We start from the raw sequence: 22,354 nt of genomic DNA, 5'->3' as shown, positions 1-22,354 counted from the left end.
AATGGCTGATTTAGACGATATCAAAGACGGTAAGGATTTTGGCATCGGCACGCCGCAGCAGAATGTGCCGTTCACGCTGAAGGGCTGCGGCTCGCTGGACTGGGGCATGCAGTCCCGCCTGGCACGCATCTTCAACCCGCAGAGCAACCGTACGGTGATGCTGGCCTTTGACCATGGCTACTTTCAGGGGCCGACCACAGGCCTTGAGCGTATCGATCTCTCCATTGCGCCGCTGTTTGGTGAAACCGACGTGCTGATGTGTACCCGCGGCATCCTCAGGAGCCAGGTGCCTGCTGCGACCAATAAACCGGTCGTGCTGCGCGCCTCCGGTGGTAACTCGATTCTGGGCGAGCTGTCCAACGAATGCGTGGCAGTGGCGATGGAAGACGCGTTGCGCCTGAACGTCTGCGCGGTGGCGGCGCAGGTCTATATCGGCAGCGAGTTTGAGCATCAGTCGATCAACAACATCATCAAGCTGGTGGACGCGGGGGCGCGCTACGGCATGCCGACGCTGGCGGTGACGGGCGTGGGGAAAGAGATGGCGCGTGACGCGCGCTATTTCTCGCTCGCCAGCCGCATCGCCGCCGAAATGGGGGCGCAGTTCGTCAAAACCTACTATGTGGATGAAGGCTTTGAAAAAGTGACCGCCAGCTGTCCGGTGCCGATCGTCATCGCCGGGGGCAAAAAGCTGCCGGAGCACGAGGCGCTGGAGATGTGCTGGCGCGCGATTGACCAGGGCGCGTCGGGCGTGGACATGGGGCGCAACATCTTCCAGTCCAGCGCGCCGCTCGCCATGCTGAAGGCGGTGAAGAAAGTGGTTCACGAGAACTGGAATGCCCGCGATGCGTTCCAGTTCTGGCAGGAAGAGAAACAGGGAGAAGCAAAATGAATGTGACGCTGGTGGAGATCAACATTAAGCCCGAGCGGGTAGACGAGTTTCTGGACGTGTTTCGCGCCAACCACGAAGGCGCGATCAGGGAGCCGGGGAACCTGCGCTTTGACGTGTTGCAGGACCCACGCGTGAAAACCCGGTTCTTTATCTACGAGGCCTACAAAGACGAAGAGGCGGTGCTGGCGCATAAGCAAACGCCGCACTACCTGGCGTGCGTGGATAAGCTTGAGGAGCTGATGTCGGAGCCGCGCAAAAAGCGCAGCTTCGTCGGGCTGTTGCCGGAGTAACCTCGTGTCCGATGACGTGCTTTTGCGCGTCATCGGAAAGAAAAGCGTTCGGGCTATCCTTTGGCTTTCTGAATCGCCATGATTAATGCATCAGCAGAAACATTGCCGGACATAACGCTAATGCGCTGAATGACGGGATCTTTTTCCTGAGGCAAAACGACAAACGCTGGCATGTTGGTAAAACCGATCTGCTTCACTAGCGTCACGTTTTCCTGTGATGCTTTGTTTGCCGACCCGGCTGAAGGCAATTTTTTAAAGATAAAACGTACATCCGGATTGGCATTGATAAGCTCTTGTGTGATGTTGCAGTTCACACAGTTTTCCTCCACGAAAGCCACCACGGCGGCTTTTGCGTCAACGGGGCCGACGACGGGATCGCCGGCGGCAAGTAACCGATCGCGATGGATCACGGCATTTTGCACCATGGCTTGCTGCTGGGCTATCTGTTGGCGCTGGCGAAGGCTTTCGCCCGCCGCAACCAAAAACTCAGGATGCTCGGCAAGATAGGTCGAGACAATTTCTCCTATTTTTTCAGGGTGTGCAGCGAAATAGGCTTCTGCCGCTTTTCCTGTTTGCTCGATCTGCTGGGGCGTGGCGGGCTCTGCCTGCGTTGCGGTGGAGAAAACAAGTGCCGCAGCAAGGGGGACTGAGAGGCGACAAAGGACGGTAGGGATTTTCATACTATTATTCCGTAAAAAGAGTAAGAACTGGACTACGGCAAAAGTGTTTGCATTCGAACAGGCATAATGCGGCCATAGTCATTAATCGTTTGCCAGCGTACCTGGCACAGCGCGGCGTCTTTACAGCCTTCGAGCTCGCGCTTGCTAAAAGGGGCGACAACGCCGCCGTCGGGTATGTTCTTCCCCCCGAGGCTGAGCTGATAAAGCGTGATGTAATAAGGCGTCGGGTTATACACGACGACCTTACTTTTGTTTCGCGACCAGCGTAGAGTCTGATAAGCATCATCAGGATTACCGGTGAGCCCGGCGGGGCGATAAAAAAGTTTAAAGCGTGAACGCACTGCAGTCTGAACGCCTGCGGAGTGCTTGTTCGCAGAAGGAATGGCCGAAACGCTTAACGTGAACAGCGTTTCGCGATCTTCAGGTATGACGCCTCCCGTAAATATCAGGCGAACCGTATTTTCACGTTCAGGATGCAATGAAAACAGCTGTGGCGTGGCGACAAATGCTGATTGCAACCCGGGCGGGGTTTCAGAGCCTGCCCAGAGACCGCCTGGCTCGACTTTGGTGTAGATCAGGTAAGAAGCGTCAGAAGGGTTACGGACAGAAAAACTGATTGATTTCTCTCGTTCCGGATAGACAAAACGTGTTCCACCGATCGTGACCCCAGCCCTTGCCTGGGGCACGATCATCGAGAATAAAAAGAGAAGCAGCATCGTCGCCGGGAATAAACGTTCACGCATAATTAAGAATAAATGTCGTCGTCGCATTTGCCGTCCCCGTGGTGACGGTACTGGCAGTGGCAATGTAGCGGGCGTAAAAATGCAGAATGGCGTCGCTTTGATGAGGGATAATCAAGATATCCTGGCTTTTACTTCCGATGGAAATCAGCGATTTGTCCTGATTGTAAATACCTACACCGATGCCCGTCGCATAGCCTTCACCGCCGATGAGCGTGAGCAAATCGGGGTTTACCGTGTCGGGTGTGCCATCAAAGGTAATACTGACGGAGCCTTCTGTTCCGGCACAGTTTTCCACATTAATGGCAAACGGGTGATAATCGGCCCCCATACCCGGTTGGGTGAAGTAGAGGCTTTGAACGCTGTCCATTGGAACCGTCAGCGTCTGTGAGTCAGGCGCGATAGTGCACGTCTTTTTATGGATAACGCCAGTGATATAAATTGTACCGTCGTGCGCCAGTGTACATTCAGAAAACAATGCCACCAGAAAAAGCGCGGTGAATATCATTGTTAATTTTTTTTTCATTTCCGCATCCTACTGATAGAGCAAATCAAAATACATAATGGCCGTTGCATTCCCAGGCGTAACCGCTGGCAGAGTAGATTTATACCGTAAATTAAACGTCAGGCTATTATCGCCTTGCTTTAACGGATAGATTGCTGATTCCACATTATTTATCTTGATTGGATTCAGTTCGGCATTGAGAAGCTCCACGCCAACGCCGGTCGCCATTTCGGTGGCCGTGCCTTTACCCGTGTCGCTCAGGGCTAACAGATCGGGATTATTACTATCGGGCGTACCGCTGAACCAGACTTTTGTTCCCTGGATGGCACGTGAACAATTATTCAGGTCGATGGTAAACGCTTTTTCTGGCGACGTTGTTCCCGGTACTGGAAATTCCGATGCGTCAAAGTCGCCCAGATCAACCGTTTGTTCTTTACTGTTCACATCAACATCACAGGACTCACCAATAATGGTGCCGAATATCTGGAGGTTAATTGACGCGCCATCATCCGCATAGGTGACCGGCATTCCGGAAAACAGCATCGCCAGCGGGAAAAAATAAATGATTTTCATTATTCACCCCTTACGCAAAATCGATACGTAAACATGCCAGAGCTGTGAAAACACCTTCTGCTGGAGCATTGCCTGTGGTGCTGATAGGGTAGGTTTTTAACGTTACATCGGCATGGCCCGTATCATCAGTAATAAAATCAGCGACACTGGACGTGTCGTTAGGGATCATGACGGTGCCATTTTCGTTGGTTACCACGACGCCAACATCTTTATTATCGGTTGCAAGCGCCTGGCTAACGTGTGTGTCTGCTGTTGCCACCAGTCGAAGCGTGAGATGCGCGGGTGATATCACGTCCGCATTACATTCGACAGGAACGTTAAAGGTTTTTACCGGCGCGTTATACGGCTTCTCACCGACGGTCGTGAATGAAGAACTGTTTAGTTTTCCCAGATCAACAGTGATCACCTGTCCCGCATTAATGACGCAGTTTTGCGGCACGGTTACGGCGCCGTTGTAGGTAATTTGATAAACAATAGTATTCAGCGGGTCAGTGTTCGTTGTTGTAACATAAACATTGAACATCACTTTATTGGGGATAATCACCGTGCCAATAAACGGTTTGACAATTTTTATTCTGAACACCAGATTGGAATCATATACTGAAAAGGGTTCGTTAAGATCTTCTCTATCGATCCTCCAGTCTTTCCCCATATGGATGTAATCCGCAGGGGGATAATAATCACCAATATCAGAGTCGGTAATGCGCATCGCCCCCGCGATATAGGTTGGGTCGAGGCTCATATATTTCCACTGATCTTCTGTGAAGATAACCGGAAAGGGGCTTCGGTATGAACGATAGGTTCGAGAATCCCCGTCAGGGTGTTGCGCGCATATGGCTTCGACGCCCACATCCTGTGACTTAATCAGTTCAACAGCCTTTCCCAGCTGGTTTTCTTCTTTGGTCAACGTCGTTGACAGATCGTAATTTACAATCGTAATGCTATTTGAAAAATTATGGCAGATCACCGCCAGGCTTTTCGCTGACGTGACAAGACTCAGTAATAAAATAAAAATACGTAATTTCACCTATCGGCACTCCGCTTTTAAACGCACGAGGGACTGCTTTGTTTCAGTTAGCTTATAGATCGCAATACATTTTTTATCGCGGGTGTCGCCCCATTGCGCTGTCAGGGTGCCTGTTGAGCCCAGCCCTGACAGATAAGCTTCGCCGTTCTCGCCTACAATCGTGTCTCCCCCTTCATCACCGCGCGTGACAATGGCACCAAAGGGCACCGGTTGACCGTTATGAATTAATGAGATCATGGCACGATTGCCGGAGCGGGCTTTGAAGGTCGCGCGTACAAGGGCACCCTGGGTGGGAACAACCTGGGTAACGGCCTCGTCAATGTCCAGGTCGTCGCTCAGGGAGTTGGTATTCAGCGCCATACGGTTACGGTGGTATGCGCTGGCGTACGGCACAACGGCATAGCCTCGCCAGTCAGTGTGGATCCCGGGTCCGTCTTCAACCTTAACGTTGCTTGCGCCTGGCGCTGCGATCAGGACATTGGTATCGCCTAACGGCTGGCTCAAGGTAATGCCATTGCGGTGGGCGACAATACCGCCGCTGAGGCCATAGTTTATCTGTTGGTAGTCACCGTTATTACTGTAGTTGTACCCCAGGTTCGCATTACCGTAGGCGCTATCATATTCCGTACTGACGCTACCGCTGGCACCGGCATGCTGGTTTTGATAACCCTGCTGAACGCTGTAGCTCAGGTTGTTATCCTCAAGCAGCGTTCCGTTAATGCCCGCTGTGTTGGTAACCCTACCATTATCATCGGCGCTCATGCCGTAAGTGGTATAAATGCTGTTTAAACGTTTGGTCACGTCTCCACCCGGGTGGAGCCAGAGATTAAGCGGGAATGAGAGCGTTAACGAATAAATGCGATCGCTGTTGCTCATGCCTGGCGCTTTATTGTAGTTATACGTCAGGTTATAGCTCACGCCTGCTGCCGTTCCGCTATAGCCTAGCTGCAGAAGCGTGTTTTTTTCATCGGTATGCCAGTATGTTTGCTGACTGCCGTTGAGGAAAATCGACCCGGCCTGACCCAATTGCTGGGAAATATTGGCCTGTAACTTACCGCGTTTGGTGTAGTAGAGATTGTAATAATCAGTCCACACGGGCTCATGGTCTTCGGTGCCGTTATTCGGATCGTCCTGGCCGATATACCCTTTCATCTGCTTATAGGTGGTTTCATCCAGCGTATAAAAACCGGATGTTGAGTAGCGATAACCTAACAGCTGAAAGTTGGTTCCAACGTTGTTCAGCGATTTTGCATATAAAAAACGTATTGATTGCCCGCTGTGTGAGCTACCGTCGCTCAGTTCGCTTTGGGCATGGGTGAAATCGGCCGAGACAGCACCAAAGTTACCCAGGTTTACGCCGGAACCGGCGGCAAAGGCGGCGTATTTTTCCGTCAGCTGAGAACCGCCATAAACCGTAAACCCTTTGGGTAAACCCCAGATGAGCGTCCCCTGGACAAAGTTCACGTCCTCTTGCTGATCGCTGCTACTGCGATAACGGGCAGCGGTAGCGGAATATTTTACGCTACCTTCACGCTGTAAAACCGGAACCGCAGAATAGGGTACGGAGTAACTGTTGATCGTACCGTCAGATTCTTTTACCTCGACATTCAAATCGCCGCTGGATGAGGTGGGGTAAAGATCGGTAATCGCAAATGCGCCTGGCGGGACATAGCTTTGATAGATGGTGTAACCGTTTTGTTTAACCGTCACCTGGGCATTGGATTTCGCGATCCCGCGAATGGTGGGGGCAAAACCCTTCATGCTATCCGGCAGCATGTTTTCATCCGAATTGATCTGCACTCCCCGAAACGGCAGGCTATCGAAAATATCCGACGTTGTGTAATTTTCACCTATTGTGAGCTTGCTCTTCAGTGGGATAACGGCACGTTCGACGTAGGTTTTAATGTGCTGCCAGTCTGTGTAAGTCTCTGAACCGCTGCTGCTGTAGTTCCATGTGGAAAAATCCCGCAGTCGCCAGGGACCCAGGTTAAACCCGCTGTTCATTCCTAAAAAGTAGTTGTCGGTTGTCGAACCATGATCGCCGCTATTACGGCTGTGTGAACCCGTAAAGTCGTAATTCAGCAACAGGGCATTGATCCCTTCATCCCATTGTTCTGGAGGAATATAACCACGTGCGTTATTACGCAGCGCAGCTTGCGGGATGCTGATATCCAGGCGTTGCCGTTCAAAATCAAAAAGGGTGCTGGCCGCAGGGATGGCAGAAGGTAAGTCCGCACACTGGCTCTCTTTTTCGTCTTTCAAGCCCGGAAATGCATCGACATTAACGCCCATTGCATCCAGTGATTTGAGCGATAAACAGGGCGCGAGCCCCGTATCATCATCTGTGGGTTTTGACACCTTACGAATATTAAAGGTGATGTCGCGCGTGGCGATAAAATTGTCATTCAGCCAGACGTCTACGCGGTAAACCCCGGGCGCCTGACCTGAAGTACTAAAACGGGATAAATCCGCAACCGCAGCAGGATCGCTTGAGAGGAAGGCAGGGTTGAAATAATAGTTTGCATCCGCGCTAACGGATGATAAGGCACCGAGCATGGCCAGTGTGAGAGGGGCCAAACGATGAATGACAATCCTTGTCTGATACTTACGACACTTCATTTTTCCTGCCTGCTTCAACGCGCTATGTTCGTGTTTTTTCGGGAACGTTATGCTCCAGGGCATGACTGAACAGGTGTGGTAGCACCAAAATCATTAACCGTCTGGAAACTCACCTGGCTCCCGCTTCCTGCCGGGAGATCAATGACCAGACTGTTCATGGGCGAAACCATTGTGTTTGTTAATTTCGCGCTTCCGACTTTGAGTTGAACCAGAGAAACGTAATAAGGCGATGGGTTTTTGATGGTCAGTTTGCCGTTAGCCAGCGCGCAACGCAGCGTCTTTGGCGCATCAATGGACGGCGTCGGTAACTTTTTAGGACGAATAAAAAGCTTAATAACGCTTTGGGTTGCAATCTGCAGCGTATTTCCCTGCAACTTGCTTTTATCGACCGCCGGGATGGCTTTACTGTTGAAAAAAAAGACGCTTTCTCTGTCCGTAGGCAGATCCGGTCCAGCGTACATTATTCGCACAGTGTTTTCTTTTTTTGGATGCATCACAAAAAGTGGGGGAGTAACAATAAAATCCTGAGATTTAGACTGGTCAGCATTTGCTACCCAGGATTGCACTAAAAAGGCATTGTTCTCGGAAGTATTCGTAACAGGCAATGAAATCTGCTTATCACCCTGCGGATAAATGATTCGCGTTGCGCCAAGGCCGATACCACCAGCGTGAGCCATAGTCAGCATTGAAGCGGCTAATAAGAAAGAATGAGTAATCAGCTGGCTGATAAAAGTTGCTGGAGTAATTCGTGTCATTTATATTTCACTTTCTTAAATATATAACTGAATACACAGGACACCGTATTTCGTTTAATCCTCTGTATTCAATACATATAAAAATGCGTGTTTACATTGAAAAAACCTCCTTCACACCGGGGCGTGAAGGAGGTTCAACAACCTTCCGTCCAGATCAGGAATAAACCATCTGGAAAGTTGCCGTAGACGCTACGTTACCCGGTGTTGCCGCGCCAGTCGCGATATAGTCAACGCTCAGTGGAATGATATTTTCACCGTTAATCAGACCGATCGCTGAAGACGTGGTTCCCAGGTCAAGTTTTTTACCGTCAGGGCCAAACAGTTGCAGAGCAACGTTCAGCGCAGACCCTGCACCCGCAGTATTCGCCATCGCACCCGGCTGAGTGGCATCCTGCTGGGCGTTAAAAATGACGGCAGCATTTTGGCTCACGGACGTGTCGCAGTCTTCCAGCTTGATGTGGAAATCTTCTTTCTGATTGGCCAGCATTCCGCTTTCAGTCAGTTTTACGGTACGAACCTGGCTAAGAATTACGGTCTGGTCGACGGAGTCTGCAGCGACTGAACACGCTGCATTCACAACCTGACCTACGAAGTTAACGGTACCGCCACTTACCGTTACCGTTGTGCTTTCCGCTTGTGCATTCATGGTTACAGCGCTTGCCATTGTGGCCGCAACAACCATTGCTAAGACATGCTTTTTCATACAAATCCTTTTAAATAAACAGTTCTCTGTCAAGTTGAAACAAAATTGTAAATACCTGAATCAAATAATGCTGGTTTAAAAAGCCTTGATATACAGCATTATACAATAAATATGTTTCGCACATTCTCATGATGTTCCGGGGAATTATTTTATGCGCTGATAAATATTATATCAATCTGTTGATTTCTCATTTTAAATTAGAAATTCTAAATGTATTTTTAACTTTATCTTTATTAATTTTTAGTATGAGTTAGTACAGTAAATACTCGCCGCGGTGAAATTTTGCGGGTTTGTATCGCTGAGATTGATAATTGGAGTGTATTATTAAGCGTTGTCTTACAGTAAAGATTAAATATTTAATTTCGGGCTGAAATTACACGTCAAGTGAAGAGGCTATTCATTTTCATTATGGAATACTTGATTACAAATTGAAATGATTCGCGTCGGCGCTAACGTCACCTCTTCTTGCGAAAGCTGTACGGTCCGGGAATGAAGTCAATATCTGTCAACTCTGTTCCCGGACCGTACAAAAGAAAAGAGGAATAATTATATTTCTTCCACTTTTACCCGCAGCGCCACCAGCGCTTTACGCGCCGCTTTCAGCACCTGCTCACACTGCTCAATCGTCAACGTCAGCGGGGGTTCCACGCGGATGGTTTTTGAGTTGTTGAGCGTGCCGGCCACCAGCACCCGCTGGCGGAACATCTCGCTCGCGAAGCTGTAGCCGATTTCGTTGTCAACAAACTCAATGGCCATCAGCAACCCTTTGCCGCGCGCATCCTGGATCAAATCCGGGAATTCACGGCCCAGCTGGCGGAAGCCATCCAGCAGCATGTCGCCTTTTTGCTCCGCCTGCGCAGGCAGGTTTTGCTCCAGCAGCACGTTGATGGTCGCCAGCGCCGCCGCACAGGCCAGCGGGTTACCGCCAAAGGTGGTGGTATGCAGGAACGGATTGTCGAACAGCACCGAGAACACCTCTTCGGTAGCCACCGTTGCGCCAATCGGCATGACGCCGCCGCCCAACGCTTTCGCCAGGCACAGAATGTCCGGTTGAACGTTCTCGTGCTCGCAGGCAAACATCTTGCCGGTGCGCCCCATCCCGGTCTGGACTTCGTCGAGGATCAGCAACGCGCCAAACTCATCGCACAGCTGACGCACGGCAGGCAGATAGCCCTGCGGAGGGAGGATGACGCCGCCTTCACCCTGAATCGGCTCCAGGATCACCGCCGCCACGTCATCGCCGGTTTTACGGCATTCGCTTAGTGCGGTGCGCATGGCGTTAATGTCACCGAACGGCACGTGGCGGAAGCCCGGCAGCAGTGGCATAAACGGTTTGCGGAACGTGGATTTCGCGGTCGCCGACAGTGCGCCCAGGGATTTACCGTGGAACGCGCCGCTGGTGGCGATGAAGGTGAATTTCCCGCGCGGCGACTGGTACGCTTTGGCGAGCTTAATCGCCGCTTCGACCGATTCCGTGCCGCTGTTGCTAAAGAAGCTGTATTTCAGTTTGCCGGGCGTTAAGGCCGCCAGCGTTTTCGCGAGCATGGCGCGAAGCGGGTCGAGCAGTTCCTGGCTATGGAGAGGTTGTTTCGCAAGTTGATTCTGTACGGCGGAAACCACAACTGGATTACGGTGCCCCACGTTGAAAATTCCAAAACCTCCCAGACAATCGATAAACTCCTGTCCCTGGGTGTCGACAAGCGTGTTCAGACTTCCCGCTTGCCACTCTACGGCTCCGTAATCCCCGCCGGCGGTAACAGATTTGCGATACTCCAGAAACCCTGGATTGACGTGCTCTTTAAAGTAATCGATGACCTCTCGGTTAAGTTGTTTCATCTCCTCATGATCAAGCGTTCGCTTCTCAATGAGATTCAGTGCGTGCGCGGTACAGGCAAGAGCCGAGGCGCTGGAAGGTAACCTGTTCAAAATGTGCTCCCGGGGATCGCGTATCACATGATACTGGTTTAAGTATTGCAGGGATTACGCCACTTCAGATGCCTTAACGAAAATCGGGATAAACGCCAGGTTAAAATAATGTTGCACAATATTTAATCATGCCGATAGAAGCCAAACGGGATTTAGCGGTACGGGGCAGAGAATATAAAGAAGGGGGTAAAAGCGCCGCTGCACTAAAGAAGTGCATATGATGCGACTTAAGCGGGCATTAACGGGTCATGCTTTGTGGGTAATTTCTCTGCGAAAGTATTTGAAATCAATGGATTAAAAAATCGTACAAAAAGTATGGTTTAAGTCAAATCTGCGATCTCCATCAAGTTTAACAACTAAAGATAAATTGTTTACCGCCGAAAAAACAATGACCCACAAAATTAACATTCAAATAACCTGCAAGGGATGCACGCCATGTCCTCTCCAACCTATGTCACCCAGAATGAATATCCTCTGGACGATGACACCACCTTAATGTCTACCACAGACATCCACAGCTACATTACCCACGCCAACGACACCTTTGTGCAGGTGAGCGGTTACCAACTCGATGAGCTGACGGGCCAGCCGCACAATATGGTGCGCCATCCCGATATGCCAAAAGCCGCGTTTGCCGATATGTGGTACACGCTGCAGCAGGGCGAGCCGTGGAGCGGGATTGTCAAAAACCGGCGCAAAAACGGTGACCACTACTGGGTGCGTGCTAACGCGGTGCCGATGGTGCGCCGCGGGCAGGTGACGGGCTATATGTCGATTCGCACCAGAGCCACAGCGGAAGAGATCGCCGCCGTGGAGCCGCTCTACCGGGCGCTGAACGACGGGCGCTGTAAAAAACGTATTCACAAAGGGCTGGTGGTGGGAAAGGGCTGGCTGGGTAAACTGCCGGCCATGCCGCTGCGCTGGCGCGTGCGCAGCGTGATGGCGGTGCTCTTTGCCGTACTCGCCGCCACGCTGGCCGCGACCTCCGCAGGCTGGACGCCGCTCGCCGCGGCCGCGGTGGTGATGCTGCTGGGAACGCTGCTGTTTGAGCAACAGATTGTCCGCCCGATCGAGAATGTGGCTCGACAGGCGTTGAAGGTCGCCACCGGCGAGCGCAATAGCGTGCAGCACCTGAACCGCAGCGACGAGCTGGGCCTGACGCTGCGCGCGGTAGGGCAGCTTGGCCTGATGTGCCGCTGGTTGATCAATGACGTGTCGAGCCAGGTGGTGAGCGTCCGTGACGGCAGCGACAGGCTGGCGCAGGGAAATGAAGATCTGAACGATCGTACGCGTCAGACCGTCGCGAACGTGCAGCAGACCGTCGCGACAATGAACCAGATGGCCGCGTCCGTTCAGAGTAACTCCGAAACCGCCGCCGAGGTGGACAAACTCTCCGTGGCCGCGAGCAGCGCGGCAACGAAAGGGGGCAATGCGATGCAGACCGTCGTTAAAACGATGGATGACATTGCCGACAGCACGCAGCGAATTGGCTCGATTACCTCTCTGATTAACGATATCGCTTTCCAGACCAATATTCTGGCGCTGAACGCGGCGGTTGAAGCGGCAAGGGCAGGCGAGCAGGGTAAAGGGTTTGCCGTGGTCGCGGGCGAAGTCCGCCATCTTGCCAGCCGCAGCGCCAGTGCGGCTAATGATATTCGTAAACTCATTGATGCCAGCGCCAGCAAGGTGCAGTCCGGCTCTGAGCAGGTACACGCTGCGGGCCGTACGATGGATGATATCGTTGTGCAGGTGAAAAACGTGACGCAGCTTATCGCCCAGATCAGCCACGCGACCTCCGAGCAGGCAACCGGATTATCAGAGTTAACCCGTGCGGTGGCTGAACTTGACAGCATCACGCAGAAAAACGCCGATCTGGTGGAGGAGAGCGCGCACATTTCTGCCATGGTGAAACATCGCGCCGGACGTCTTAAGGATGCGGTGACCGTGCTCCATTGAGTCAGTCATGTTCCAAAAAAGCCGTTTATACCATAAGGAATAAACGGCTTTTTATTTTTCCTATTGTGACTATTAATGTGGTTTATTGTTAATTTAATATTAAATAACTAAAGAAAGTGCCTCAGTTATTTATTCCTGCCTAAGTCAGTTCTTCAGAATCCTGTTTCAAAAATACCCCGTTTGACGGTCTGGTAACGATCGATGAAGCAATATTAATAGCCTGCACCTATGCATTGTGAGGGTTATGAAATAAAAAAACGATCAAAGTCATAAAGTTAGCCAATCCGTTACCGATAACAGCGATCGTCTGAGAAATAATCACATCGATGGAGTAAATATGTTCTTACATGACGTAAAGATCGGCACGAAATTATTTCTGGCGTTTGGGTTCTTTATTGTCCTGATGGCGATCAGCGCAAGTGTGTCTTTGCTGAGCCTGAACCGGGCAAATAATGGGATGCAATCCATTATTACCCATGACTATCCGACCACGGTAAAAGCGAACCAGTTAATCGATAACTTCCAGGAATTTATTAGCACTCAACAGCTGATGCTGCTGGACGAGCAGGGTACTTACACGGGGCAATCTCAGCAGCGTCTGAAAGAGATCAGCGAGCATATTACGGTGATTCTGGGCGAGCTGAACAACGCCTTGCAGGATCAAAAGTCTCAGCAGGTGCTGGCGGATATCCGCAGCGTGCGCCAGCAGTATCTGGATTCGCGCTACCGTATTTTGCAGGCAGTGCAAAACAACAACCGTGCGGGCGCCATTCAGGAGATGATGACCACCACCCTTGCCGTGCAGCAGGCTTATAAAGCGAAGGTGAAGGAGCTGATTGCCATTCAGAACAGCGAGATGCAGCGTGCGGGTACGCAGGTGGAAGGGGATTTCAGGTCTAACCGTCTGCTGCTGATCCTGCTCACGCTCTTTAGCGTTGCGGCAGGCAGCCTGATTGGCTGGTTTATCGTGCGCGCTATCACCCGCCCGCTCGGTGAGGCGGTGAATTTCGCAAAAGCGATTTCAGAGGGCGATCTGACGGGCAGCATCACGCCGCACGGTAAAGACGAAACGGGCTTGTTGCTGCATGCGCTGATGGAGATGAAGACGCGTCTGCTGGACATTGTGCAGCAGGTGCAGACCGGCTCGGAGAATATCTCCAGCGCAGCCGCGCAGATTGTCGCCGGGAACCAGGATCTGGCCGCACGTACGGAAGAGCAGGCCAGCTCCGTTGAACAGACCGCCGCCTCGATGGAGCAGATCACCGCGACGGTGAAAAATACCGCCTCGCATACCGGTGAAGCGACCAATCTTTCTGCCGATGCCGCCACAGTGGTCAAAAACAACGGTGAGATGATGAAGCAGGTGACCAGCAAAATGCGCCTGATTAACGAGACCTCCAACCGGATGTCCGACATTATCGACTTGATCGACGCCATTGCATTCCAGACCAACATTCTGGCGCTGAACGCGGCGGTGGAAGCGGCGCGCGCCGGTGAGCACGGCCGCGGCTTTGCGGTGGTCGCCGGAGAGGTGCGCCAGCTTGCCCAGAAGAGCGCGTCGTCTGCCAGCGAAATCCGGGAGCTGATTGAGAGCTCCACCAGCCAGACCCAGGACGGGATGAACCTGGTCGAAAAAGCGAGTGGGCTGATTAACGGCATGGTCGGCAACGTGGAGGAGATGGATGCGATCCTGCGTGAGATCCGTCAGGCCAGCCATGAGCAGACGGAGGGGATCTCGCAGATCAACAGCGCGATTGGCCTGATTGACGCCACCACCCAGCAAAACTCCGCGCTGGTGGAGGAGTCCGTCGCGGCGGCGGCATCGCTTAATGAACAGGCGATGCACCTTAAAGAGCTGGTACGCGTCTTCCGCGTGAGCGAGCACGCACCGGCTTAATCCAGCTGGGAGATCTCCAGCGCCGCGCGGTCAATCACGCCGATAATCTGCTTAAGCTGCGCGTCGCTGAGCTCTCCCTGATTTACCTTCAGGTCCAGTACCGCTTTGAAGTTATCCAGCGCCCGCTTCATCTGCGGGTTTTTGCGTAGCTGAAAGCCGACGCTGCGCGCTTTGATACGCACCTGGATCTGTTCCAGCTGTTCCTGGTTTTCATCCAGCCAGCGTTGTCCTTCAGCGGTAATCGCAATGCGCTTACGCCCGTTTTCTTCTTCCGTAATGGTGATAAATGTCTGATCCTGCAGATAATCCAGGGTGGGATAGATGACGCCCGGGCTCGGGGTGTAGTTTCCCTGCGTCAGGTTCTCGATCTCTTTGATCAGCTCGTAGCCGTGGCTTGCGCTACGGGTCAGGATATCCAGAATCACCAGCCGCAGATCGCCGTGGCCAAAAAAGCGCGGTCGACGTCCGCCGCCATCGTGTTCGTGTCGCATAATATGCCCTTCATTTTGATATATCTAAACTATATCTAAGATATATTCAGATGCAATCTAAAAGATCTTGCATTTTTCCTTATTAGTAATCATTATCATTTGAAAATTGATTTAGATATATCGTATTCACCAGAAAAGGGTCTAAAAATGGCATCTACCCGTTATCCACAGCGTGTTCGTAATGACCTGCGTTTTCGCGAACTGACGGTGCTCCGCGTTGAGCGCGTCAGCGCGGGTTTCCAGCGCATTGTGCTAGGCGGCGAGGCGCTGGAGGGCTTTAGCTCCCGCGGTTTCGACGACCATACCAAAGTCTTTTTCCCGGCACCCGGGACGACGTTTACGCCGCCGGTGGTCACCGATGAAGGCATCGACTGGGGTGACGGCGTGCGTCCGCAGGCGCGCGACTATACGCCGCTCTATGATGAGGCCCGTCATGAGCTGGCGTTGGATTTCTTCATTCATGACGGCGGCATAGCCAGCGGATGGGCGCTACAGGCGAAGGTAGGCGATAAGCTGACCATCGGCGGCCCGCGCGGTTCGCTGGTGGTGCCGGAGGATTACGCCTGGCAGCTGTACGTGTGCGACGAGTCCGGCATGCCCGCGCTGCGTCGACGCTTAGAGAGTATTGCGCAACTGCCAGTTCGCCCGGATGTGCAGGCGGTCGTGACGGTTGGGGATGAATCGTATAAGGACTATCTGGCGCACCTGAGCGCGTTCAACATCACCTGGGTGGTGGGCCACAGCGAGCAGGCAGTCGCGGACCATCTGGCGACGCTGACCGTTCCGGGGGACGATTACTTTATCTGGCTGACCGGGGAAGGGAAGGTGGTGAAAAGCCTGAGCCGTCAGTTTGAAGCCGACGCCATTGACCCGCAGCTGGTGCGTGCCAGCGCATACTGGCACGCCAAATAATCAGGCTGCCGAATCCAGCTGCGCTTCGCTCACCTGATGTTCGAGCGAGGTGCGGACCTCGTGCAGCGCTTTCTCCTGCTGAGCAAAGTACGCTTCCATATTGCTCAGCGAGGAGACCAGCAGCCAGGACTCCTCTTTCTCCAGCTCCGCCAGCTCGTTCACTAAGGTGTCGATCTGCTCGCGGACCTGCGCCATTTTTTTGCGGATACGTTCCAGATCGTTCAGCCTGTCGCTGGCCATCAATGGCTCGAAGCCCTGCTGCAGGCGGGCCACCAGCGAGCGAATGGCTTTCACATCGCCGCGCTGCTTCGCCTGGTTAAGCTGCACCATCATGTTGTTGGCTTCTTCTTTCAGATCGTCCGCCACCAGATCCGGGTGGCAGAGCTTGCTCGCCTGCCGCCAGAGACGCTTGAGTTCGTTCTGATCCTCTTGCGAAAGATGCTTACCTTTGCGCAGCCGCACTTCGGCATCGTGATGCTGTTCGCGATACTTCTCATACTCTTCGTTGGCCTCGTCGCGAGCCTGACGCGCAGGCTCCTCTTCGCGCGTTAAGCCGCTCTCCAGCTCCTGCGCTTCGGCCAACAGGTTGGCAATCAGATTGCTTTGCTGCTCCAGATGCTTACGCGCCTCGGCGGCCTGGACGGAGTCCGCCGGGAGATCGCGCCAGCGCTGGGTGAGCGTCGCCAGCACTTCTACCGCCTGCGCCATATAGTGCTGGCAGCGACGGTAATCCTCCTCGCGACGACGCGCTTCCGCCTGCTGACGACGCAGGTTCAGCTCCGCCAGCGTTTTTCGCAGGGCGAGGATCTGCTGCATCAGAGGCCCGAGGCGGGAGAAATAGAGATCGTTGAACTCATCAAGCTGCTGCACCCGCGCGTTGCGGCGGTCAATCAGATCGCGCAGACGCTCTTCCAGCGCCTTCAGCTCCAGCTTGCTGGCCGCCACCTGCGGATCGCGCCACGGGGTCACGGCGCGCTGGCCCTGCAGCCAGGCGGTAATTGCCGCCATGGCCGCGGTGTAGTTCTTCTCCTCGAGCGCCACGACGATTGCCTGTAGCTCATCGTCAAACGCTTCATTTTTCAGGCGTGTCAGCTGGCTCTGGATGATGTCGTCATCTTCCAGTTCAATGGCATTTTTAATGATTTCTAGCCGTTTGATCGGTGTGCTCATGATGCCTTTCGCTTTGGCGCTTAAGTATTTGAGTTAAGGTTAGTTGTTGTAAAAGCTACAGGAAATAATACACACGGATGATGATCGGCGCGATGGGGGATTTCTTTAGTTTTGCAGTTTGGGAGTAAAGGAACTGGAGGGGTTGAGTTTACGGTTCCCGCTCTGCCAGTGTTGCCACGCTTGAAGAGTGAGCCAACATTGGCGATTCGTTGTTCAAAGAGTATTAATAAACTCCTCAAAATCCAACGGCACGCGCATTTTTATTACACTAAACCTAAATTTATTTTTTTTAGTTGACCTTTATATCTATGAGTGATTTGTTAATAGCATTCAGGGATGTTAATGCCTCGGGGTGTCTCTCTGAAAAATAAGCAAGGATATATATAAAGGTAACTGTATGCGATTTTTAAAATATATAATTATTCCAGCAATAGTGAGTCTTTCTGGCTGCAGTACTTTCTTTCCTGAGCCGAAAATGTACACGCCACCGCCGAGTAGCGAGGATGTCGCTAAGCTTCGTCTCATTGGCCCACCGATGAGTTATGGCATCTATCAGTATGATAAATCTGGTAAAGAAACAGGTGGGTGGGTACTTAAGCACAATCGTTATTTGAACCCTTTCCTTGGGTCGACGAAAGATATTGGTCTCCCTAAAGTCACGGGGAAGAAATACGATAAAGACTATTTCGAAACGTTGATTGTGCCAGATGAAAAAACCACTATCCAGCACGCTTTATATCAGGGATGTAATGTATCGCTGACTTTCACGCCAGAAAAGAAAAAGATCTACGAAGGGCATATTAGCTATAGCGATAAAACGGGATATTGCGTGCTTTATATGAAAGAAGTCGCGCTTGATACCGTCAATGGCATTTATGTTGAAAAGGATTTTGTACAGTGAAAGCCATTAACTTTTTAGGTGTGGCGTTAGCCTGTCTCCTGAGCGTCTCATGTGCATCGAACTACGACGGAACCAAGGCGACCAGCCTGGCTCAGTATTCGGAAAAAGAGATAAAGCAGAAGCTGATCCCAGAGGTCACGACCCGCAAAGATGTGCTGATTGCTTTTGGCGTACCAGCAAATACGGCTGACTACAATAATACGCGCCACTGGGAGTATACGTCGCAGATCATCGATCGTCGTATCTATCTCATCATTCCTCTTAATCTGGATCGCAAGCAGCACCTGTCCGTCGATTTTTCTGACAAAGGAATTCTGACTTCTTACAACTACATCGAAAAATAGCGTTTAAAATCAACCAAAAGGCTGGCGAATCTCGTCAGCCTTGAATTTAGTATCCTCAGCTTACTTCGCTATAGATCCCCACCACGCGCCCTACCGTTTTTATCTCGTCGATACCGCATTCAAAGGGAACCTTGCCGCCCGCCACGTGAAGTTTTTTCCCGGGCAGCAGCGTCAGGTCGCGGATGCTGGCGGTGCCTTCAATCTCAACAAGCCACAGTCCGTCGGTTAACGACGCCTCTTTTTCGATAAAGTGCAGTTTCCCCTCCGCGCGGACGGCGATGCCGCGCGTCAGCGGTTTGCTAAAGAAAGCAGCGTCGATACTCAAAATGGAATTTTCTTCCAGCCTTCCGTCACTGAGTGTGAATGTCGCAACCGAAACGGGATCGCCCGGGGCGGGGTTTCCTGCAAACTGCGCACCCTGGCCGGTCATCAGCCAGCGGAGGCTGGCGCCAGTGTCCAGCGCACACTGAACCGCAAAGTCGTAAGAGATGGTACCGCGCGCGTAGCGGTTCTGAAGCGAGCTGGCGGCGATATTAAAGTGTCGGGCCAGCTGAATTTTCTGCGTGAAACCATATACCTGACAGATTCTATCGAGCAATTCTTCATTATTCACTTGAGAATCTAGTATCAAAATATATTCCTTTGGGTGTTTACTAATACTCATTTGGGTATTAGTATCATTACAAATTCGGGCAATCAGCGGCAGACGTTGGCAAACTGAGGCTAATGATTGCAGGCATTATCAAAATGGGAATCATGCAGCATGGCTTCCGAAATCGCAATCCTCAAACGGCGGAAAAAGCCGTGCTCTGCCCGTTTTGAACGCATTAGCGTGCATACATTTACGCGAGGGGAGATATGGCGATAGAAGCTGCCCGTGCAAGGGTTCCACTAAGCGTGGGGGCGCGTCTTAGCGGGCTTAACCACATCGCTGAACTGCGCGCCCGCTACGGGAGCGATAGCGGGAAAGAGCTGGCACGGTTTATGACTGACATGCGCGATAAGCGCGATCCCTTTTTTGAGGAGAACAGCAGGGCGCTGGCCGCTCTCTTTTTCCTGGCGAGATTACCCGTCGCCCGTCATGAGTGCGATATCAGCGAGCTGACCACAGAGGAGAAAAGAGCGCTAATTACCGCGATGAATCATTTTCGTGCTGTTGTGAGTTTATTTCCTGAACGGCTGACCATGCCGTTGTAACCCAACCCAAAAACGAATGGCGTAAACCCGCCGGGCACCCTGTTGCCTGAATTTAAGGAGAACGCGTAATGCGACACAGTGAAAACCGCCCTTATCCGATCGGAAGTGAAGAACTGCAACGCCTGCTGATGGAGGCAAAAACAGAGGAACGATGCGCGCGCGCCCTTGCGGTCTCCCTGCGTCTGGAGGCGCTGGCAAGCCAGATCTACAAAACCGGCATGAGCGGAGAAGACGTTGCCGAACTGCTGTGCCACGAGGCGGCCCGCTACGAGCGTGAATCCCAGGAGCTGCACTGATGGCCGATTTTATCGATCTTGCCCAGGCGCGCGAGCAGGAAGACAGAGAGCGCCACATTAATAGCGCCCGCAGACGACCCGCATCGCCTTCGCGTTTCTTCTGCGAGGAGTGTGAGGCTCCAATACCGCAGGCGCGCCGTATGGCGGTGCCCGGCGTGGCCCTGTGCGTCACCTGTCAGGAGATCGCGGAGATGAAAAATAAACACATCCGGGGAGGGTGAGTTGGCTACGTCATTCGCTTATCCGTGGAATGCGCCGCGGTCAGCTATTGCCAGCCCTTATCTTACCCATGCCCAGCAGCAGCGTCGCGATCGCTTCTTCGCGGCGCTGCAGCAGGCAAGAATGGCCCTCTCACAGCAGCCTGACTGCGTGCGTTTTGAGGTCTGGCGCGCCGTTGACGCCCTCGAACAGCATCGGGGCAATCCGCAGGCTAACGCCTTTTTGATCCGCTTCTGCAACAGGATATTGCCCCGCCTGCGGCGGGTCTCTGAACGCTATGCCTGCGCAGGTTTGCATGACGCAGTCTCCCGAGCCGTGTTTAAAGGCCATTTCGATACCCAGCTTCTGCAGTACCTTGCCTCGCGAATGGTTGAACTGGTTGCCCGCTATAACCGTCTGCCGGATATGTCCCGCGCGGATATCGACCTGCTGGCTGGCGATATTGCCAGCTTTATTCGCGGCGAGCTGGCGAATATTAACGATGCTGATATGGGCGAATACCAGACGCTCTTCATCTGGTATCAGCGCGCTGGACTGATTGCCCGGCAGTTTAACGTGGAGCCTCCGCACTGGGAGCGGGTATCGAAGACATTTTTCAACAAAGACGATGTTGCCGCCGCGGTGATGCGGATGTTTTCCGAGGCGTGGTGGCGCGGGCGTTTACGTCGGATCGCGGCTGCCTGGCGCGAGCATTTGCAGATTGCCCTCGGCAACGTCAGCAAAAAGAGAATGGCGTACGCGAGCAAACGCTGCGTGACCGAGTGGCGCGAGCAGAAGCGCCGCACCCGTGAATTTCTCAAGGGCATGGAGCTGGAAGATGAAGAGGGCAACCGCATTAGCCTGATTGAAAAATACGATAGCTCGGTGGCCAACCCGGCGATACGTCGCTGTGAGCTCATGACCCGCATTCGCGGGTTTGAAAATATCTGCCAGGCGCTGGGCTATGTGGGCGAATTCTATACCTTAACCGCCCCCGCGCAGTATCACGCCACCGTGAAATCGGGCTACCCCAACGCGAAGTGGAACGGGGCCAGCCCGGCGGATACGCAAGGCTACCTCACCCGGGTGTGGGCGCGCATCCGCGCAAAGCTGCACCGGGAGGGCCGCCGTATCTTTGGTATCCGCGTCGCGGAACCCCATCACGACGGTACGCCCCACTGGCACATGCTGATGTTTATGAGGCCGGAAGACGTCGAATGCGTTCGCCGGATTATAGGGGACTACGCCCGGGAGGAGGATGCCGCTGAGCTGCAGAGCGAAAGCGCCAGACAGGCTCGCTTTCACGCGGACGCGATCGATCCGCAGAAAGGCAGCGCTACCGGCTATATCGCCAAATACATCTCAAAGAATATCGACGGCTATGCGCTCGATGGCGAGACCGATAACGAAAGCGGCGGCCTGCTGAAGGAGACGGCGTCCGCCGTATCGGCCTGGGCAGGGCGCTGGCACATTCGCCAGTTTCAGTTCATCGGCGGCGCGCCGGTAACGGTCTACCGCGAGCTGCGCCGACTGGCAGACGCAGAGACCGCGCGTGGTCTGAGCGTCGAGTTTGCTGCCGTCCATGAAGCTGCCGACGCCGGTGACTGGGCGGGTTACGTCACTGCACAGGGCGGCCCGTTTGTGCGTCGCGATGATTTACAGGTGCGCACGCTGTATGAGCCGGGTACCGGGTTTAACCAGTACGGCGAAGAAACGGTCCGCATCCGCGGCGTGTACGATTCCGCCGTCGGCGCGGGCAGCCCGGTTTTAACCCGGCTCACGCAGTGGAAAATTGTGCCGAAGCGGGCCCAGGAGCCTGAGGATGTATCTGCGCCTTCTCGGAGTTCTGTCAATAACTGTACGCTGAGCGATCTCTCTCAACCCCTCAACCGGCGTGCGAGACGGGCATTAACCGAGCGTATTAAGCGCATCCGGCCCGGCGCAGCGGCGCCCTTTGTCTACGAGCGGGATCCGCAAAACGGGGTCCCGGAGAAGGTGATTGATGAGGTTCGGCTCGCCACCGGAATCGCCATCAGCCGCGCAGAGGCCCTGCATCTTATGGCGGGCGGCGTAAGCCGTTTTAACGACAAATGGTGCAGAGGCGCAGTTGACGGAACGCTCTTTCCGGCAGCGCGTTCTTATCAGCATAAGGCGCGGAAAATCCTTGAGCGTATTGGGCATTTATCGGATCTGTTCGCTCTGAGAGCACGCTAATCTCCATCGATATCATGCACATACCGTGAAGAGTTCTGATTTTTCGCTTCACTCTTTTTATGAATACGTGC

At 53.1% G+C, this 22,354-nt stretch carries 23 protein-coding genes; 11 read left to right on the top strand and 12 right to left on the bottom strand.

Going from position 1 to position 22,354, the window contains the following annotated elements:
- Nucleotide 1 precedes the first annotated feature (1 nt).
- Together lsrF and lsrG are read left to right on the top strand one after the other, a co-directional pair.
- Nucleotides 2-889: a 3-hydroxy-5-phosphonooxypentane-2,4-dione thiolase gene (gene lsrF, locus KGP25_RS21275; RefSeq protein ID WP_032653516.1), complete on the top strand. Its 888-nt coding sequence runs from the start codon at nt 2-4 to the stop codon at nt 887-889.
- Nucleotides 886-1,179 carry a (4S)-4-hydroxy-5-phosphonooxypentane-2,3-dione isomerase gene (gene lsrG / locus KGP25_RS21270; protein ID WP_223539597.1) on the top strand — a complete coding sequence of 98 codons (294 nt, stop codon included), beginning with the start codon at nt 886-888 and terminating at the stop codon, nt 1,177-1,179. The genes lsrF and lsrG overlap by 4 nt, the downstream gene beginning before the upstream one ends.
- Before the next feature lie 53 nt (nt 1,180-1,232).
- Here the strand turns inward: lsrG and KGP25_RS21265 are convergent, their stop codons facing one another.
- The 9 genes from KGP25_RS21265 to ygjG form a co-directional block, all read right to left on the bottom strand.
- Nucleotides 1,233-1,859, bottom strand: a complete 627-nt coding sequence (locus KGP25_RS21265) for a hypothetical protein (RefSeq protein WP_223539596.1) — start codon at nt 1,857-1,859, stop codon at nt 1,233-1,235.
- 32 nt (nt 1,860-1,891) lie between these two features.
- A complete protein-coding gene (locus KGP25_RS21260; RefSeq protein WP_223539595.1) occupies nt 1,892-2,629 on the bottom strand; it encodes a molecular chaperone in 738 nt (245 codons plus the stop codon).
- Nucleotides 2,595-3,125: a fimbrial protein gene (locus KGP25_RS21255; protein ID WP_223539594.1), complete on the bottom strand. Its 531-nt coding sequence runs from the start codon at nt 3,123-3,125 to the stop codon at nt 2,595-2,597. The genes KGP25_RS21260 and KGP25_RS21255 overlap by 35 nt, the downstream gene beginning before the upstream one ends.
- Before the next feature lie 9 nt (nt 3,126-3,134).
- Nucleotides 3,135-3,677, bottom strand: coding sequence for a fimbrial protein (locus tag KGP25_RS21250; RefSeq protein WP_223539593.1), 543 nt, complete (start codon nt 3,675-3,677; stop codon nt 3,135-3,137).
- Nucleotides 3,678-3,687: 10 nt separating this feature from the next.
- Complete coding sequence (locus tag KGP25_RS21245; RefSeq protein ID WP_223539592.1) at nt 3,688-4,704, bottom strand: fimbrial protein; 1,017 nt, start codon at nt 4,702-4,704, stop codon at nt 3,688-3,690.
- Complete coding sequence (locus KGP25_RS21240) at nt 4,705-7,260, bottom strand: fimbrial biogenesis usher protein (protein ID WP_229226359.1); 2,556 nt, start codon at nt 7,258-7,260, stop codon at nt 4,705-4,707.
- A gap of 110 nt (nt 7,261-7,370) precedes the next feature.
- Nucleotides 7,371-8,009: a fimbria/pilus periplasmic chaperone gene (locus KGP25_RS21235; RefSeq protein WP_223540593.1), complete on the bottom strand. Its 639-nt coding sequence runs from the start codon at nt 8,007-8,009 to the stop codon at nt 7,371-7,373.
- 223 nt (nt 8,010-8,232) lie between these two features.
- Complete coding sequence (locus tag KGP25_RS21230; protein ID WP_048028925.1) at nt 8,233-8,781, bottom strand: fimbrial protein BcfA; 549 nt, start codon at nt 8,779-8,781, stop codon at nt 8,233-8,235.
- Nucleotides 8,782-9,327: 546 nt separating this feature from the next.
- On the bottom strand, nt 9,328-10,707 hold the full coding sequence (gene ygjG / locus KGP25_RS21225) for a putrescine aminotransferase (RefSeq protein ID WP_048224989.1): 1,380 nt from the start codon (nt 10,705-10,707) through the stop codon (nt 9,328-9,330).
- A gap of 435 nt (nt 10,708-11,142) precedes the next feature.
- Between ygjG and KGP25_RS21220 the strand changes: the two genes are divergently transcribed.
- Complete coding sequence (locus KGP25_RS21220; protein ID WP_047072884.1) at nt 11,143-12,663, top strand: PAS domain-containing methyl-accepting chemotaxis protein; 1,521 nt, start codon at nt 11,143-11,145, stop codon at nt 12,661-12,663.
- Between the two features lie 337 nt (nt 12,664-13,000).
- Nucleotides 13,001-14,560 carry a methyl-accepting chemotaxis protein gene (locus KGP25_RS21215; RefSeq protein WP_045910045.1) on the top strand — a complete coding sequence of 520 codons (1,560 nt, stop codon included), beginning with the start codon at nt 13,001-13,003 and terminating at the stop codon, nt 14,558-14,560.
- Here the strand turns inward: KGP25_RS21215 and KGP25_RS21210 are convergent.
- On the bottom strand, nt 14,557-15,051 hold the full coding sequence (locus tag KGP25_RS21210) for a PadR family transcriptional regulator (protein WP_045910044.1): 495 nt from the start codon (nt 15,049-15,051) through the stop codon (nt 14,557-14,559). The genes KGP25_RS21215 and KGP25_RS21210 overlap by 4 nt on opposite strands.
- Before the next feature lie 147 nt (nt 15,052-15,198).
- Between KGP25_RS21210 and KGP25_RS21205 the strand changes: the two genes are divergently transcribed.
- On the top strand, nt 15,199-15,963 hold the full coding sequence (locus tag KGP25_RS21205; protein WP_063622465.1) for a siderophore-interacting protein: 765 nt from the start codon (nt 15,199-15,201) through the stop codon (nt 15,961-15,963).
- On the opposite strand, the gene KGP25_RS21200 is transcribed toward KGP25_RS21205, so the two are convergent.
- A complete protein-coding gene (locus KGP25_RS21200) occupies nt 15,964-17,133 on the bottom strand; it encodes a DNA repair protein (RefSeq protein WP_223539591.1) in 1,170 nt (389 codons plus the stop codon).
- Between the two features lie 397 nt (nt 17,134-17,530).
- Here KGP25_RS21200 and KGP25_RS21195 point away from each other — a divergent pair, with 397 nt between their 5' ends.
- Nucleotides 17,531-18,034: a hypothetical protein gene (locus KGP25_RS21195; RefSeq protein WP_080347321.1), complete on the top strand. Its 504-nt coding sequence runs from the start codon at nt 17,531-17,533 to the stop codon at nt 18,032-18,034.
- Nucleotides 18,031-18,378, top strand: coding sequence for a hypothetical protein (locus tag KGP25_RS21190; RefSeq protein WP_063622461.1), 348 nt, complete (start codon nt 18,031-18,033; stop codon nt 18,376-18,378). The genes KGP25_RS21195 and KGP25_RS21190 overlap by 4 nt, the downstream gene beginning before the upstream one ends.
- A gap of 55 nt (nt 18,379-18,433) precedes the next feature.
- On the opposite strand, the gene KGP25_RS21185 is transcribed toward KGP25_RS21190, so the two are convergent.
- The gene (locus tag KGP25_RS21185) at nt 18,434-19,009 is read right to left on the bottom strand and encodes a phage repressor protein CI (RefSeq protein WP_045910040.1); all 576 of its coding nucleotides are present in this window, start codon (nt 19,007-19,009) and stop codon (nt 18,434-18,436) included.
- Between the two features lie 227 nt (nt 19,010-19,236).
- On the opposite strand from KGP25_RS21185, the gene KGP25_RS21180 reads away from it, so the two are divergent.
- The 4 genes from KGP25_RS21180 to KGP25_RS21165 all read left to right on the top strand — a co-directional run bounded on the left by KGP25_RS21180 (nt 19,237) and on the right by KGP25_RS21165 (nt 22,283).
- Nucleotides 19,237-19,575, top strand: coding sequence for a DUF5347 domain-containing protein (locus KGP25_RS21180; protein ID WP_048224979.1), 339 nt, complete (start codon nt 19,237-19,239; stop codon nt 19,573-19,575).
- Nucleotides 19,576-19,643: 68 nt separating this feature from the next.
- Nucleotides 19,644-19,871 (top strand): DUF2732 family protein, encoded by a 228-nt coding sequence (locus KGP25_RS21175; RefSeq protein WP_023616297.1) that lies wholly within the window; start codon nt 19,644-19,646, stop codon nt 19,869-19,871.
- Entirely contained in the window at nt 19,871-20,092 is a 222-nt protein-coding gene (locus KGP25_RS21170; protein ID WP_223539590.1) for a TraR/DksA family transcriptional regulator, read from the top strand. The genes KGP25_RS21175 and KGP25_RS21170 overlap by 1 nt, the downstream gene beginning before the upstream one ends.
- Before the next feature lies 1 nt (nt 20,093).
- Complete coding sequence (locus tag KGP25_RS21165) at nt 20,094-22,283, top strand: replication endonuclease (RefSeq protein ID WP_223539589.1); 2,190 nt, start codon at nt 20,094-20,096, stop codon at nt 22,281-22,283.
- Nucleotides 22,284-22,354 lie beyond the last annotated feature (71 nt).

Origin of the sequence: Enterobacter sp. JBIWA003, from assembly GCF_019968825.1 — a bacterium.
Lineage (GTDB): Bacteria > Pseudomonadota > Gammaproteobacteria > Enterobacterales > Enterobacteriaceae > Enterobacter > Enterobacter quasiroggenkampii.
Note: the sequence above shows the minus strand (reverse complement) of the source record. Positions and strands in the feature narration are given on the sequence as shown.